At 74.0% G+C, this 14,623-nt stretch carries 14 protein-coding genes; 8 read left to right on the forward strand and 6 right to left on the reverse strand.

Annotated features, from left to right (window positions below; translation table 11 throughout):
- Positions 1-60: 60 nt before the first annotated feature.
- Entirely contained in the window at positions 61-822 is a 762-nt protein-coding gene (locus ACGFNF_RS09150; protein WP_357580694.1) for a phosphatase PAP2 family protein, read from the forward strand.
- A 9-nt stretch (positions 823-831) separates the two neighbouring features.
- Positions 832-2,070, forward strand: a complete 1,239-nt coding sequence (locus tag ACGFNF_RS09155; RefSeq protein ID WP_393166772.1) for an APC family permease — start codon at positions 832-834, stop codon at positions 2,068-2,070.
- Between the two features lie 3 nt (positions 2,071-2,073).
- Here the strand turns inward: ACGFNF_RS09155 and ACGFNF_RS09160 are convergent, their stop codons facing one another.
- Entirely contained in the window at positions 2,074-3,858 is a 1,785-nt protein-coding gene (locus ACGFNF_RS09160) for an NAD-binding protein (RefSeq protein WP_393166774.1), read from the reverse strand.
- A 91-nt stretch (positions 3,859-3,949) separates the two neighbouring features.
- Between ACGFNF_RS09160 and ACGFNF_RS09165 the strand changes: the two genes are divergently transcribed.
- The 4 genes from ACGFNF_RS09165 to ACGFNF_RS09180 all read left to right on the forward strand — a co-directional run bounded on the left by ACGFNF_RS09165 (position 3,950) and on the right by ACGFNF_RS09180 (position 8,052).
- Entirely contained in the window at positions 3,950-4,441 is a 492-nt protein-coding gene (locus tag ACGFNF_RS09165) for an MSMEG_6728 family protein (RefSeq protein WP_357580691.1), read from the forward strand.
- A gap of 90 nt (positions 4,442-4,531) precedes the next feature.
- A complete protein-coding gene (locus ACGFNF_RS09170; protein WP_393166776.1) occupies positions 4,532-6,064 on the forward strand; it encodes an FAD-dependent oxidoreductase in 1,533 nt (510 codons plus the stop codon).
- A gap of 104 nt (positions 6,065-6,168) precedes the next feature.
- Positions 6,169-7,356 carry a hypothetical protein gene (locus ACGFNF_RS09175; protein WP_393166778.1) on the forward strand — a complete coding sequence of 396 codons (1,188 nt, stop codon included), beginning with the start codon at positions 6,169-6,171 and terminating at the stop codon, positions 7,354-7,356.
- 252 nt (positions 7,357-7,608) lie between these two features.
- A complete protein-coding gene (locus tag ACGFNF_RS09180) occupies positions 7,609-8,052 on the forward strand; it encodes an HNH endonuclease (RefSeq protein WP_151454751.1) in 444 nt (147 codons plus the stop codon).
- 89 nt (positions 8,053-8,141) lie between these two features.
- On the opposite strand, the gene ACGFNF_RS09185 is transcribed toward ACGFNF_RS09180, so the two are convergent.
- Positions 8,142-8,915, reverse strand: coding sequence for an enoyl-CoA hydratase/isomerase family protein (locus ACGFNF_RS09185; protein WP_393166889.1), 774 nt, complete (start codon positions 8,913-8,915; stop codon positions 8,142-8,144).
- Between the two features lie 119 nt (positions 8,916-9,034).
- Positions 9,035-11,428, reverse strand: a complete 2,394-nt coding sequence (locus ACGFNF_RS09190; RefSeq protein ID WP_393166780.1) for a M4 family metallopeptidase — start codon at positions 11,426-11,428, stop codon at positions 9,035-9,037.
- Between the two features lie 183 nt (positions 11,429-11,611).
- On the opposite strand from ACGFNF_RS09190, the gene ACGFNF_RS09195 reads away from it, so the two are divergent.
- Positions 11,612-12,100: a hypothetical protein gene (locus tag ACGFNF_RS09195; protein WP_393166782.1), complete on the forward strand. Its 489-nt coding sequence runs from the start codon at positions 11,612-11,614 to the stop codon at positions 12,098-12,100.
- Positions 12,101-12,125: 25 nt separating this feature from the next.
- Here the strand turns inward: ACGFNF_RS09195 and ACGFNF_RS09200 are convergent, their stop codons facing one another.
- The 3 genes from ACGFNF_RS09200 to ACGFNF_RS09210 all read right to left on the reverse strand — a co-directional run bounded on the left by ACGFNF_RS09200 (position 12,126) and on the right by ACGFNF_RS09210 (position 13,719).
- A complete protein-coding gene (locus tag ACGFNF_RS09200) occupies positions 12,126-12,755 on the reverse strand; it encodes a histidine phosphatase family protein (protein WP_393166784.1) in 630 nt (209 codons plus the stop codon).
- A 75-nt stretch (positions 12,756-12,830) separates the two neighbouring features.
- Complete coding sequence (locus ACGFNF_RS09205) at positions 12,831-13,250, reverse strand: VOC family protein (protein WP_393166786.1); 420 nt, start codon at positions 13,248-13,250, stop codon at positions 12,831-12,833.
- Positions 13,251-13,260: 10 nt separating this feature from the next.
- The gene (locus tag ACGFNF_RS09210; RefSeq protein WP_393166789.1) at positions 13,261-13,719 is read right to left on the reverse strand and encodes a helix-turn-helix domain-containing protein; all 459 of its coding nucleotides are present in this window, start codon (positions 13,717-13,719) and stop codon (positions 13,261-13,263) included.
- Between the two features lie 100 nt (positions 13,720-13,819).
- Between ACGFNF_RS09210 and ACGFNF_RS09215 the strand changes: the two genes are divergently transcribed.
- Complete coding sequence (locus tag ACGFNF_RS09215) at positions 13,820-14,584, forward strand: hypothetical protein (RefSeq protein ID WP_393166792.1); 765 nt, start codon at positions 13,820-13,822, stop codon at positions 14,582-14,584.
- Positions 14,585-14,623: the final 39 nt, after the last annotated feature.

A 14,623-nucleotide genomic window follows, 5' to 3' on the forward strand; every position in this document is an offset into this window, starting at 1 on the left:
ACACAGGCGGCCCCGGCCCGTCCCCATCCGGCGCCGAGCGGGGCCGGTAGCGTGGTCGGGGTGCGGGAGACCACGACGGTACGGGCGAAGGTGCAGCTTCGGCCGGTCCGGCCGGCCGGCTGGTGGTTCGACGCGCTGCTGCTCGCCGGGTTCGCCGTGCTGACCCTGGCGCTCGCCCGGGGCCGGCTCCACGATCTCGACCTGGCGGTCAGCGAGTGGGCGTTCACGCACGACCCGGCACCGCTGTACTGGACCGCCCGGGTGTTCAACCTGCTCGGGCAGGGCGGCTGGCTGTTGATGCCGCTGTCCGGGGCGCTCGCCCTCGCGGTGGGGTGGCGTCGGCACTCCGTCCGGCCGCTGTTGCTGGTGGCGGGCGCTTTCGTGCTGACCTACCTGACCATCGGCCCCCTCAAACTGTGGACCGACCGGGCCGCGCCGAGCGCGACGGTCAAGGACCCGTTCCTGCCGCCCGGCGAGGCGGTGGAGATCTTCAACCAGTTGCCGGCCGGGGCCTACTCGATGTCCTACCCGTCGGGGCACGTCGCCAACGCGATCGTCTGGTACGGGGTGATCGCGGTGCTGCTGACCGCGCTGACCGCCGGGCGGCTGTCCCCGATCGCGTACCGGCTGGTCCGGTTCGCGCCGCCGGCGATCCTGCTGGTTACGACCACCTATCTGAACTTCCACTGGCTGACCGACGGGCTGGCCGCCCTGATGCTCGGTCTTGTCCTGGACCGGCTGCTGCACCGGGTGCCGTGGGACGACCTGCCGTTGCCGGGAGCACTGCGGGACTGGAACCGTCCGTTCATCTCCGCCCCCTAGGGTCGCGCCGTGGAGCAACTGGCGCGCCGGCTCGGCGTACGGGATGCGGTGGTCATCGGTCTGGGGTCGATGCTCGGCGCGGGCGTCTTCGTGGTCTTCGCGCCCGCCGCGGCGGCGGCCGGCGGGGCCGGCCTGCTGGCGGCGCTGGTGCTGGCCGGCTTCATCGCCTTCTGCAACGCGACCAGCTCGGCCCGGCTCGCAGCCCGCTACCCCGAGTCCGGCGGCACCTACGTCTACGGGCGGGAGCGGCTCGGCCCGTTCGCCGGGTTCCTGGCCGGCTGGGGCTTCGTGGCCGGCAAGACGGCGAGCTGCGCGGCGATGGCGCTGACCATCGGGGCGTACCTCTGGCCGGGGCAGGCCCGGCTCGTCGCCGTCGGCGCGGTGGCGGCGGTGACCGCCGTGAACCTGCGCGGCATCGGCAAGACCGCCACCGCGACGAAGGTCCTGGTGGGCGTGGTGCTGGCGGTGCTGGCCCTGGTCGCGGTGGCCGGCGCGGTCGGCGGCGACGTCTCGCTGGACCGGCTCGGCGACCTCGGCGGCGGCGGGCGGGGCGTGCTCACGGCCGCCGGGCTGCTCTTCTTCGCCTTCGCCGGGTACGCCCGGATCGCCACCCTCGGCGAGGAGGTACGCGACCCGGCGCGGACCATCCCCCGGGCGGTCCCGCTGGCCCTCGGCGTGGTGCTGGCGGTCTACCTGGTGCTCGCCGTGGTCACGGTCGGCGTGCTCGGGGCCGACCGGCTGGCCGGTTCCGCCGCGCCCCTGGCCGACGTGGTGACCGCCGCCGGGCTGCCCGGCCTGGCCTGGCTGGTGCGGGCCGGGGCGACGGTGGCGGTGACCGGGGTGCTGCTCTCCCTGCTCGCCGGGGTGGGGCGCACCGCGCTGGCGATGGCCCGCCGCCGCGACCTGCCGGGGGCGCTCGCCGCCGTCCACCCCGTGCACCGGGTGCCGCACCGGGCGGAGCTGGCCGTGGCCGCCGTGGTGGTGGTGATCGTGCTGCTGGGCGACGTACGCGGCGCGATCGGCTTCTCCAGCTGCACCGTGCTGGTCTACTACGCGATCACCAACGCCGCCGCGCTGACGCTGGGCCGGGACCCGGGCCGGCGGCTGCCGGTGCGGACGCTGGCCGTGCTGGGGCTGGCCGGCTGCCTGCTGCTCGCGGTCAACCTGCCGCCGGCCAGCGTGCTCGCCGGCGTCGCCGTGCTCGCCGTCGGCGCCCTCTGGTACGCCGTGCGCCCCCGGAAGGGCTGACGGTCATTCCTCCGGCTGGCGGGGCGCGGGCGTGACCGGGTCCTCCGGCGGGGGCGCGGCCTCGCGGAGCAGGGCGTTCAGGCCGGCCCGGCGGGCCACCACCGTCAGCCGGTCGCCCGCGACGATCACCAGCCGCGCATCGGGCGCCCAGTCGAGGCGCTGGCCGGCCCGGGCGTGCGCCAGCAGGCGTACGCTCTCGGCCCGCCCGACGGCGGCGAGCGGCCTGCCGTCCAGCGACGACCCGGCGGCGACGGAGACCTCGGTGACCAGCAGCGCGTGCCGGCCGACCGGGATGGTGGCGATCACGGCGCGGTCCAGCAGCGCGGCGGAGAACGAGAACGCGGCGAGGTACGACACGCTGCGCGAGACGCCGATGCCGAACGCCTGCTGGATGCGTTCGGCGAAGTGGCCGTCGAAGAGGCGCAGCACCACCTGGAGTTCCGGGTTGACGGCCCGGCCGATGAGCGCCGCCTGGAGGTTGGTCTCGTCGTCGGTGGAGACCACCACCAGCGCCTGGCAGCCGCCCACGGACGCCGACTGGAGGGTCTCCTCCAGCGCGGCGTCGCCCACGATCAGCGGTACGCCGAGCCGCCGGGCCAGCGCGCCACCGCGCGGCTCGGGCACCTTGTCGATCGCCACCACCTCGACGCCGAAGTCGCAGAGCTGGGCCATCACCCGGGTGCCGACGTTGCCCAGCCCGACCACCACCACGTGCCCGGAGCGTTCGGGCTGGATGCGGCCGGAGTGCAGGGCCAGCCGGGCGTTGACGATGCCGTCCACCACCACGGCGGTGATCAGCGGGATCAGCGCCAGCCCGGCCAGGTTGAGCACCACCTGCATGACCTGCTCGGCGGCCGACTTGTCCGGGTTCGGATCCTGCCCGGTCAGCGTGGTCACCAGCGTCAGGTAGAGCGAGTCGGCCCAGTCCTCGTGCGCGGCGTAGCCGTTGAGCGAGCCGAGCACCCCGATCACCGCCAGCAGCACGATCACCGCGACGCCGATCTTGCGGGTGGCGAAGCTGCGTACCGCGCGCAGCAGCACCGTCAGGGGTCGGCGGCGCCGCCGGGCGCGCCTCAGCCGGCGGGCGGCCAGCTCCGTGCCCGGCGGCGTCCCGGTCGCCTCGGCGATCACCAGGTCGGCCGCGCGCCCGTCGGCGGGGAGCAGCCGGACCTGCTGCGGGTCGCGGGTGTCGGCGACCCCGCAGACCACGTCGGGCGGGCGTACGTCCTCGCGGCGGGCCACGTAGAGGGTGCGCCCGCCGTGCCGGAAGTGGGTGGGGGCGACCTCGCCCAACGCGGCGGCCACGAAGGCGGGGGCGGCCATGGAGGCGTCGGAGAGCACCGCCGAGTCGGGGAAGATCTGCCGCACCCCGTTGGCGAGGCCGGTGTTGAACATCCGCACCACCAGCCGCAGCCCGGGCTCGACCTCCTGCGCGCAGAGCGCGGCGTGCATGTTGCCGACGTCGTCCTGGTGCAGCAGGGCCAGCCCGTCGGCGCCGGCCAGCCCGGCCCGGCGGAAGGTCACCTCGTCCAGCCGGTCGGCGCGGACGACCTCGACGCCCTGGAGGTCCCGCCCGTCGGGCTCGTCCGAGCGCGGCCGTTCGGGCACGACCAGGGTTATCCGGACGCGGCCGGCCTGGAGCTCGGTGGCGAGCAGCGCCCGCACCACCCAGTAGGCGAGGGCGTCGCGACCACAGATCACGTAGTGCGCCCGTGCGTCCCCGTTGACCCGGAGCCGCCGGCCGGCACGCCGCGCACGATCCAGCAGGGGCTCCGCCATGTGCCGCATCGTAGTCAGCCGGTCGCGCCGGACGCAGCCCCGTGATCATGAACGCTGGTCGCGCCGGCATGTCCCTCCCGGTGACGGGTAGAGCACCGGCATGCAGACGTTCCTGCCGTACCCGGACTTCCTGGCCAGCGCCCGGACGCTGGACCAGAAGCGGCTGGGCAAGCAGCGGGTGGAGACCATCCAGGTGCTGCGCGGTCTGACCTGGCCCACGTACGGCTGGCGCAACCACCCGGCGGTGAAGATGTGGGCCGGGTACGAGGAGGCCCTCACCCGGTACGGGCTGGACGTCTGCGCGGTCTGGTGCGAGCCCGGCCGGGCCGACACCTGCGCGACCACGATGACCGCCGACCTCGCCGCCGCCTGCGGCCTGACCCGGGTCCGCACCCAGGCCGAGCTGGCCGAGGCCGGTGAGCTGCCGCCCTGGCTGGGCCGCGACGACCTGCACCTGAGCCACCGCTCGTCGCTGCTGCGCAAGGACCCCGGCCACTACGGACCGCTCTTCGGCGACGACGTCCCGCCCGACCTGGAGTACGTCTGGCCCACCTCGGACCGCGAACGCCGCTGCCTCCCGCCGCCGGAGTGAAGGCGGGGCTCGTCAGGCGCTTCCCGCGGGAAAGGGTTCCCGCGATGGCTGAGCGGGCAGACTGGAGACCCACCCGGCGGGAAGGTGCACATGGCGCTGTCGAAAGTGGTCGGTCGACTCATCGGCGTACGCGAGCACGAGGTGGACCCGGGCGGTGGTGGCGCCCCCCGCGTGCCGGGCCGGGTCGAGGCGGTGGTGGTCGGCGGCGGGATCGCCGGCATGTCGGCGGCGGTGGTGCTGGCGGAGCGCGGGGTGGCGGTGACGGTGCTGGAGGCCGCGCCGACGCTCGGCGGCCGGCTGGGCGCCTGGCCGGAGACGCTCGCCGACGGCACCCGGCAGATGAACGAGCACGGCTTCCACGCGTTCTTCCGGCAGTACTACAACTGGCGCTCCATCCTGCGCCGCGCCGACCCGGGGCTGGGCTTCCTCAAGCCGGTCCCCGGCTATCCGATCCTCAGCGAGCGGTGGCCCACCGAGGAGTTCGGCAAGCTGCCGCCCGCGCCGCCGGCGAACCTGCTGGCGCTGCTGTTGCGCAGCCCCAGCCTGCGCCTGCGCGACCTGCGGGGCATGGACCGGGACGCGGCGCTGCCACTGCTCACCTACGACCCGGTGCGCACCTACGCCGAGTTCGACGACAGCACCGCCGACGCGCTGCTCACCTCGCTGCGGCTGCCCGACCGGGCCCGCGCGATGCTCTTCGAGGTCTTCTCCCACTCGTTCTTCAACCACGAGGCGGAGATGTCGGCGGCGGAGATGATCGCCCAGTTCCACTTCTACCTGCTCGGCAACCCGGAGGGGCTCGCCTTCGACTGCCCCGACGAGGACTACGCGACGGCGATCTGGGAGCCGCTGGCGCGGCACGTGGAGAAGCACGGCGGCCGGGTGGTGACGGGCGCCGCCGCCACCGCCCTGACCCGCGACAGCGCCGGCTGGCGGGTGACGACCGCCGACGGCACGGCGTACCCGGCTGGGCACGTGGTGCTCGCCGTCGATCCGCCCGCCCTGGCCGCGCTGGTCGCGGCCTCGCCCGGCCTGGCCGACCACGCGCCCCGGCTGGCGGCGCGGATGCCCGCATTCGGCCGGCCCGGTCCGCCGTACGCGGTGGCGCGCTTCTGGTGCGACGGGGACGTCTCCGCTGACCGGGCGGTGTTCAGCGGGGTGTCCCGGCAGCCCACTCTGGACTCGGTGACCCTCTACCACCGGCTGGAGCACGAGTCCCGCCGCTGGGCCGAGCGCACCGGCGGCTCGGTCGTGGAGCTGCACGCGTACGCCTGCGACGCGGGCGTGCCCGCCGAGGAGCTGGCCGAACGGATGCGGGTCGAGCTGACCGCGCTCTGGCCGGAGGCGGCCCGGCTGCGGGTCCGCGAGCTGCGCGCCCGGGTGGAGGCGCAGGCGCCGGCGTTCACGCCCGGCAGCCACGCCTGGCGGCCGGGGGTACGCACCGACGCCGACGGGCTCTACCTGGCCGGCGACGGCATCCGGACGGACTTCCCGAGCGCGCTGATGGAGCGGTCGGCGGCGACCGGGATCATCGCCGCCAATCACGTCCTGCGGGCCGAGGGCGGCGCGGCGGAGCGGGTCCGCTCGATCCGGCCCCGGGGCCTGCTCGCCGGACGGGGCTGACCGGCCCCCGGGCCTGCTCGCCCGGCGATGAGGAGCAAAACGGGCAAATAGGCCGTTCAGTTCACCTAGGCTGATCTTCTGGGGTGAGCCGGGAGGTCAGCGGGATGTCGCCGCGCACGGACGACGGCCCGCTCGTCGCCGACGTGCCGCGGGACGACGCGTACCCGCTGATCCGCGACGAGCGGGCCTGCGTCGCGACCGCCCTGCGGCTCGGCTGGTGGATGGCGGACGCCTACCACCACGCGCGGACCGCCGAGCTGCGCGACCCCGGGACCGACCGGTCGGCGGGCGCACCGGCGAAGCTGTCCAACCTGACCGAGATGTCGGGGCGGCGGCGCATGCAGATGTACCTGGACGGCGTGGAGGTCGCGCTCACCCAGATCGCCGAGCTGACCCGGCGCGTCGGCCCCGTGCCCGCCACCGCCGACGCGCGGGGCCGGGTGGCCGACGGGTCCGCCGACGCCCTGCTGCTCGCCCTCGACGACCTGAACGTGGAACTGCTGCGCTGGACGATGGCCACCAACCAGCGGGTGGGGCTGGCGTACCGGCTGGGACGCTCGCTGGCCGACACCGTCCGGTACGGCGACGCCGTGCGGAACGGCGACGCCGGACAGGTGGCCCAGCGCTTCGGCGGGCGGCAGTTCGAGATCGGCCGTTGGCTGGGCGAGCTGGCCAGCGTGCTGCCACCGTACTCGGCCGTGGTGGTCCGCCACTCGCTGTCGGCGTGGGCGACGGCGGTCACCCGGGCGGGCGTGGGCGACCCGACCGAGGCGGGGCTGCCCGAGCTGGCCCGCGAGCTGCGCAACCAGGGCGAGCTGTGGCAGGGCGTACTCACCGGCGGGCTGCACCCGAGGGACCTGCTCGACGAGGAGGACTACGCCATCGTCGCCCGGAACCTGATCGTGCGGGACCGGAGGCTGGTGGTGCAGGCCGTCCGGGGGATCTTCTGGCCGGTGCTCGTACCGCTGCTCGCCGTGCTGTTCGCCGTGGTGGGGGTGAGCGCGCTCGCCGCCGCCGGCCCGCCGGTGACCCGGGCCGCCGTGGCCCTGCTCGGGCTGGGCGCCGGGCTGGCCGCGATCTGGCGCACCGTCTCGGGGCCGGCGCTCGCGGTCGCCGGGGAGGTCAACCGGCCGCTGCTGGAGAGCGAGCTGACGGCGCGGATGGCCGTACGCATCGACCGGCCCCTGGCCGCCGCGCGGGCCGCCGGCCGGGCCCGCCGGCAGCGCCGCCCCGACGAGCCGGGGCCTCGATCGAAATCCGTTGCCCCTCTGTCCCCCGCGGACCTACCGTGATCGCGCAAGGTCAACCACCGCCGCGGGAGCTGGTCATGTCGATGTCGCACGTCACAGGTGTGCCGTCGTGCCTGCCCACGCGTCCGGCATCGCCGGCCGGCGGCGGTCGTCACCGTGCCGAAGACCCCGGGGGCGGCCGGCCCGACTGACGCGTGCCCGCACGACGTCGAGCCGCCCGTCCGTAACCCGGACCGGGCGGCTCTTTCGCGCTCCGGCCCGCCCAGCTCGTCACCGCCACGAAGGGAGACACCGGTGGACGCCGTCCTCGTCGTCAACGCCGACCTCGGCCCGCTGCACCGGGTCACCGTCCAGCACGCGATCCGGATGCTCTGCCGGCGGGTCGCCGAGATCCACGAGGCCGAGCCGGATCGGGTGATCGGGGTGTTCCCGATGCCCCGGGTGGTGCGCCTGGTCCGCTACGTGGTGACCCGGTGGCGGTTCAGCGCCGGCCCGGCCTGGTCCCGCGCGGGCGTGCTGCGCCGCGACGGGCGCTGCTGCGCGTACTGCGGGGGGCCGGCCGGCACCATCGACCACATCCTGCCCCGCTCGCGCGGCGGCCGGAACACCTGGCGGAACACGACGGCCGCCTGCTACGGCTGCAATCAGCACAAGGGCGACCGGACGCCGGCCGAGGCGGGCATGCCGCTGCGGCGTGAGCCGGCCGTGCCGAGCTGGGCGGCGCTGGCGGGGCGGTGACGGACCGGCCGGCGGGAACGGGGGGCCGCGTCGGGGGTACGCCCTCGGCGCGGCACCCGTCGGCCCCCCACCCACGGGAGGTGGAGCGGTTAGTGCCGGGCGGGCGGGGTCCAGCCGAAGCGGGCCGGGCGGCGCTCGTGGAAGGCGGCCACGCCCTCGCGGGCCTCGCCGCTGGCCCGGACCTGCCCGTGCCACCAGGCGATCCGGTCCTCGTCCGCCCGCCCGTCGACGATCTCCTTGGCGGCGGCGACGCTGAGCTGCGACCGGGCGACCACGGCGGCGGTGAGCTCGGCCACCCGGGCGGCGAGCCCGTCGCCCGGCAGCACCTCGTCGACCAGGCCCACCCGCAGCGCCCGCTCGGCGTCGATCAGCTCGGCGGTGAAGAGCAGGTGCTTGGCCGCGGCCGGGCCGACCAGCCGGGCCAGCCGGCGGGTGGTGGGCGCCGGATACACCAGGCCCAGCCGCGCCGGCGGCACGCCGAACCGCGCGTCGGTGGTGGCGACCCGCAGGTCGCAGGCGACGGCGAGCTGACAGCCGCCGCCCACGCACGCGCCCCGGACGGCGGCGACGGTGGGCTTGGCGAAGGCGGCGAGCCGCTCCTCGGCGGCCACCGCGATGCTGGCGTCACCGGCGTCCAGCAGCTCGTCCAGGTCGCCCAGGTCCGCGCCGGCGCAGAAGGTGTCCCCCGCGCCGGTGAGCACCAGCGCCCGGACGGCCGGGTCGGCCTCCAGCCCGTCGAGCAGCTCCGGCAGCCGCCGCCACATGGCGGTGGTCATCGCGTTGCGCCGCGCCGGGTTGCGGATCACCACCGTCGCCACCGGCCCGGCCACCTCGACGAGGAGTTCCGCGTCCGCCACCGTCACCACCCCTTCGACGTACCGCCCGGCCGCCGGGAGCGGCGACGCGTGCGGCGACCATAACGGCGCCGGCCCGGCGACCACCCTGGCGGGGTGGTCGCCGGGCCGGCGACGGTACGGCTACGTCAGGAGACGTTCAGCGCGGTGTCGTCCACGACGAAGGACGTCTGGAGCGACGAGTCCTCGACGCCGGTGAACTTCAGGGTCACGGTCTGCCCCTTGTACGCGGCCAGCGAGAACGACTTCTGGCTGTAGCCCGCGGCCTTGTTCAGGTTCGAGTACGTGGCGAGGGTCGCCAGCACCGTCCCGGAGGAGTTGAGCACCTGCACCCGCAGCGTGTCGTACGCGGTGCTGCTGGTGGTCTCCGCCGAGTCGATGTGCAGCCAGAAGCTGAAGTTGTACGACGTGCACCCGGCCGGCAGGCTCACCGACTGGGCGAGCGTGTCGGTGCGGGTGGTCCCGTACCCGTTCAGCCACGCGCTCCACGTGCCGGTGCGGGCCGGCTGCGAGGTGCCGTGCTGGCCGATCACGCCGGAGGTCTGCGTCCAGGTGGTGACCCCGGACTCGAAGCCCGCGTTGGCGAGCTTCTGACCCGGGCTGGTGCAGCCGCCGCCGGTGCCGTTGACGGTCAGCGTGTAGGTGGCGCTGCGGGTGACCGAGCCGGCGCCGTTCACGGTGACCGTGTAGGTGCCGGGCGCCGTGGCGGCCGTGGTGGCGACGGTGAGGGTCGACGAGCCGCCCGAGGTCACCGAGGCCGGGCTGAACGAGGCGGTCGCCCCGCTCGGCAGACCGGACGCCGACAGCGTCACGGTCTGCGCCGAGCCGCTGGTGGTGGCCGTTGCCACGGTGGTGGAGACCGAGCCGCCCGGGTTCACCGCGCCGGAGGTCGGCGAGAGCGAGACCGAGAAGTCGTTGCCGGTCGAGCACGGCGCGTCGTTGCCGGCCACGTTCACCGCGGTCCAGGCCGCCTGGACGGTCTTGTACTCGGTGGAGCAGCTGCCGTACAGGTCGGTCGCGGCGCGCAGGCTGTACGCCCGGGCGGTGTTGGCCGGGTTGCTGGTGTTGACGTACGAGGTGTTGGAGGTGAAGTACGCGTCCAGCGCCCGCCACCAGATCTTCTCGGCCTTGGCGCGGCCGATGCCGGTCACCGCCGGGGCGGAGCCGCAGACCGGCGAGGTGCCGTACGAGGTGGCCCCGGTGCCCTCGGCAAGGTTGAAGAAGAAGTGGTTGGCGACACCGGACGAGTAGTGCACGTCCTTGCTCCTGGTCGCGGTGGACCAGCAGCTGTCGCTCGAACCGTCCAGGGACGGGTTGTACATGTAGCGCAGCGGCGTACCGTTGCCGTTGATGTTGATCTTCTCACCGACCTGGTAGTCGCCCGGGTCGGCGGAGCTGTTGGCGTAGAACTCGACCATGTTGCCGAAGATGTCGCTGGTGGCCTCGTTGAGGCCGCCGGACTCGCCGGAGTAGGTCAGGCCGCCGGGGACGACGTTCTCGGTCACGCCGTGGCTCATCTCGTGGGCGGCCACGTCGATGGAGACCAGCGGCCGGGAGTTGCCGCTGCCGTCGCCGTAGGTCATCCGGGAGCCGTCCCAGAAGGCGTTGACGTAGTTGTTGCCGTAGTGCACCCGGCTCGGCACGCCCCGGCCGTCGCCGAAGATGCCGTTACGGCCGTGCACGTTCTTGAAGTAGTCGAAGGTCTTGGCGGCGCCGTGGTGCGCGTCCACGGCGGCGGACTGCCGGTTGGAGGCGGCGCCGGTGCCCCAGGTGTTGTCGGCGTCGGTGAACGTGGTGCACGTCGACGTGCCGTTGTTCATGTCGCACGTGGAGCCGTTGCCGCGCAGCGGGTCGATCATCTGGTACGTGCTGCCGGAGAGCGTGGTGTCCACGGTGACGGTGCCCGAGTAGACGCTGTTGCCTGTGCCGGCGACGGCCTCGATCTCGTCGTACGAGCCGACGACCTTGCCCGTGGTGGCGTCGGTGACGACGTGGAACCGCGACGGCGTCTGCCCGTCCGGGTGCCAGCCGGTGACGACGGTCTCCCAGGCGAGCCGGCCCTTGCCGGAGCTGGCGTCGACGAAGAGTTCCGGGGTGCCCACGGCGGTGAGCGTGCCGGAGAACTCGGCGCGGGCGGCCTTCTTCGCCGCCGCGGCGGGGACCTTCGCCGTGGTGGGCAGGGTCAGCGGGGCGTCCAGACCGACCGAGGAGCCGGCGTAGCCGCCCGTCGGGGTCGTGTGGATGACGAAGTCACCGCCGTACACCCGCAGACCCTGGTAGGTCCGGGTGTAGCGGGTGTGTGCGGCGCCGTTGGCGTCGACCTTGGTGCTGTGCACCTGGTAGGCCTCGGCGCCGGTGCCCTGCACGGCGCCGGGGTTGGTCCGCAGGACGCTCGCCGCGGCGGCGGCGGGCCCGCCCGGGGCGGGGGCGGTGGGGGGTGCCGCGAGCGCCGGGGTGGCGACGCCGGTCAGCAGGCCGCTGGTGAGCAGGGCCGTACCGACGGCGGCAATGGGTCTTTTCACGTGCCCTCCTGAACGGGGGTATGCGCGACAGGGATAGTCACGCATGTAGATATAACGATGTGACGACCCAAAAGAGAAGAGGTGATCCGGATTCCGCCCGGGACACTGACCGTTCGGTGGAACCGGGGCCGGTGGGAACCGCGCCGTCGCGCCGCGCGTCCGAGCGGAATGAGATCAGTTTCGATGGCTTGCGTCAAGATCGCGCTGCTGGTCACGGCCCTGTCCGGCTGCGCGACGACCGAGCCGCCCCGGGTGCCGCCGCCGAAGAGCTTCCCGGCGGGCCCGTCCGCGCCGACCGTGGCGCCGCCCACCCCCGCACCGACGGCCGCGACGGCACGCGTCGTGCTGACCCGGTCGGGCGGGTTCGCCGGACGCGGCGACACCGTGACGGTGGAACCCGACGGACGATGGAGCGCGGTCGACCGCGCCGGGTCGCGCCGCACGGGTCGGCTCTCCGGCGCGGACCTGGACCGGCTGCGCCGGCTCGTCGTCGACCCCGGGCTCACCGCGGAGGCGGGCCGCCCGTCGGCGCCCACCGCCTGCCAGGACGCCTTCAGCTACCGGCTGACGATCGGAGAGGTGGAGACCGGCTACGTGGACTGCCCGGCCGACGGTGCCGCGCCGGCCGCGACCCGTGCGGTCGTGGAACTCCTGCTCGGGGCCACGGGCTGAGCGAGCACAGGCCCGTCGGTCGGGGTCAGAACCGGTGGTCCGCCGGCAGGCCGGTGCCTCGCAGTTCGGGCGGCAGGTGGGCGGTGTCGTTGATCGCGAGCAGGGTCGGCGGGTTGCCCTGGCCGTAGCGGATCACCGTCAGCCCGCAGTGGTGCGCGTTGAACCCCAGCCAGCGCTGCTCCGGCGCGTCGAGCGCATGCCGGACGAACCAGGCGATCAGGAACGTGTGCGTGACGACCAGGTCCCGCCGGTCCCCGTCCACCGGCGCGGTGGCGAAGCGCCGCAGGGCCGCCGCCGTCAGCCGCGGCCCGTCGGCCCGCTCCGCCGGGGAGAAACCCGCCAACAGCCGGGCGTACGCGGGCGGCAGGCCGGCCGGATCGGTGTCGTGCGGCAGGTGGTCGCCGACCTCCTCGGCGGCGTACACGCCGATCCCGGGCAGCGACGCCGCGACCAGCTCGGCGGTCTCGACGGCGCGCCGCAGCGGGCCGTGGTGGACGGCGTCGACGGGCACGCCGCGCAGCCGCTCGCCGAGCAGGGTCGCCTGCCGGCGGCCCCGGTCGGACAGGCCGGTCTCCGGCGGGTCGACGCCCGACGGGGTTCCCGGCGGGCGGTCCTGCTCGCCGTGCCGGGCCAGGTAGAGCAGGCGGGTCCCCACGTCGTCCCCTCCTACGCGATCGAAAGGCGTGCCACCGGCGGCACGCCTCCCGATCATGACTCCCCGCCGCCAGGGTCAGCCCCTGGGGAACATCTGGCCGATGCGGATCTTGTTGCCGAACGGGTCGCGGATGCCGAAGTCGATCCCGTACGGGCGCTCCATCGGCTCGTCGGTGATCTCGACGCCCTTGGCCACGAGGTCCTCGTACGTCTTCTGCGCGTCGTCGGTGGTCATGAAGAGGTACCCGCCCAGCGCCCCCTTGGTGAGCAGCTCACGGACCTGGTCGGCGGTCGCCGGGTCCAGCGCCGGCGGGCCCGGCTTCTCCAGCAGGATCTCGCGCTCCGGGTCGCCGGGCAGGTTCACCGTCAACCAGCGCATGAAGCCGAGGTCCTGGTCGGTGTTGACCTCCAGGCCGAGCTTGCCGACATAGAAGTCGAGGGCCTCGTCCTGGTCGAGCACGTAGATCTGGGAGCGGCTGATCGCGTTCATCGTCATGCCCGGAACGCTACGGGGCTCCCCTGACCTGCTGCTTATCCAAAACTGACCTCTGCTGCCCGAAGCTGCTGGGCCGGGTCCAGGCCTTGGTGAAGCACACCGGCACGGCGGCGGTGGGCGCCTTGCGCCTGCGGTACTCCGACGGCGACTCCCCGACGATCTGCCGGAACGTGCGGCTGAACGTGCCCAGGCTGGCGAAGCCGACCGCGTAGCAGACGTCGGTGACGTCCCGGTCGGTGTGCAGCAGCAGGTACATGGCCCGCTCCACCCGCCGCCGCTGGAGGTAGCGGTGCGGGGTCTCGCCGAAGGTCGCCCGGAAGGTGCGGATGAAGTGCGCCTCGGAGACGTACGCGATCCGGGCCAGGGCGGGGATGTCCAGCGGCTGGTCGTACGCGCGGTCCATGGCGTCGCGGGCGCGCAGCATGGCCCGGTTCGACTCCTCCGTCGCCCTGCTCACGCCGCCCAGCATAGGTCCGCCTGGGGCCCACGCGGCGCGACACCGCGCCGGCCCACGGGACCTCCGCAGTCCGACCAGGAGTCCGCTTGCGCCAACGCGCCACCATGCATCCATGGATGGCGATGAAGAGGGTCTGACCCGGCTTGTGCAACAACTATATGACGCGACGATGGCCCTCGAATTCATCGCCAAGTTCTCGGTCCGACCCGAGGATTTCGATGAGTGCCTCAGGGCTCGCGACGAACTGGCGCACGACGTCCTGGTCAATGCCGCCGAGAGGCTGACCCTGCTGCTGAATCGGCAGATTTCGGTAGATGACCTGTGGAAACTGGGCCGGAGCGAGGCGCTGAGCCTGCTGACTCCTGGGCTTGTGCGACGGCAGGCCGAGACACTGAAGGCGCTGGAGCGGGCACTTGACCATCAGCCCCGCCGCGAGCGGACCGTCCGGGACGTCACAGATCCGGCTCCAGGACGGGGCTCGGACGGCCCGTCTCCGATCGCTGGCATCGCGCTAGCCGTCGGTATCGCGGTCCTGGCGGCAACCGCCGCCGCGCCGATCGCCGCTCTCGCTGTGCAGGAGTCGATTGCGAAGGAGATCGTGAAGGCAGCCATCAACGGCTTGGTGGCCGGCACGGTGACAGAACTGGCCCTGCGAACCGCGCGCCCTGGTCAGCGAGCCGAAGAAGCCCCCAGGGTGTCTGATCAAGATCAGGTGCCGAAAGGTGGGCAGCGTAGCCCGATGCCTGTTCCAAAGCGGGGTGCGCTTCCGCCGGAGCTGCTGCGGAAGGTGGAGGACCGCCGGCACGCCACCCGACAGCCGAAACGGCCGGAAGGCCCGCACAGAGGTGCCAGTGGGCCTGGCATCACCGGCCCATGACGCGCGGGTGCCCGATCGTCAACAACGGTCGATCTGGCA

The sequence above is a fragment of the Micromonospora sp. NPDC048868 genome (assembly GCF_043198195.1).
Lineage (GTDB): Bacteria > Actinomycetota > Actinomycetes > Mycobacteriales > Micromonosporaceae > Micromonospora > Micromonospora reichwaldensis.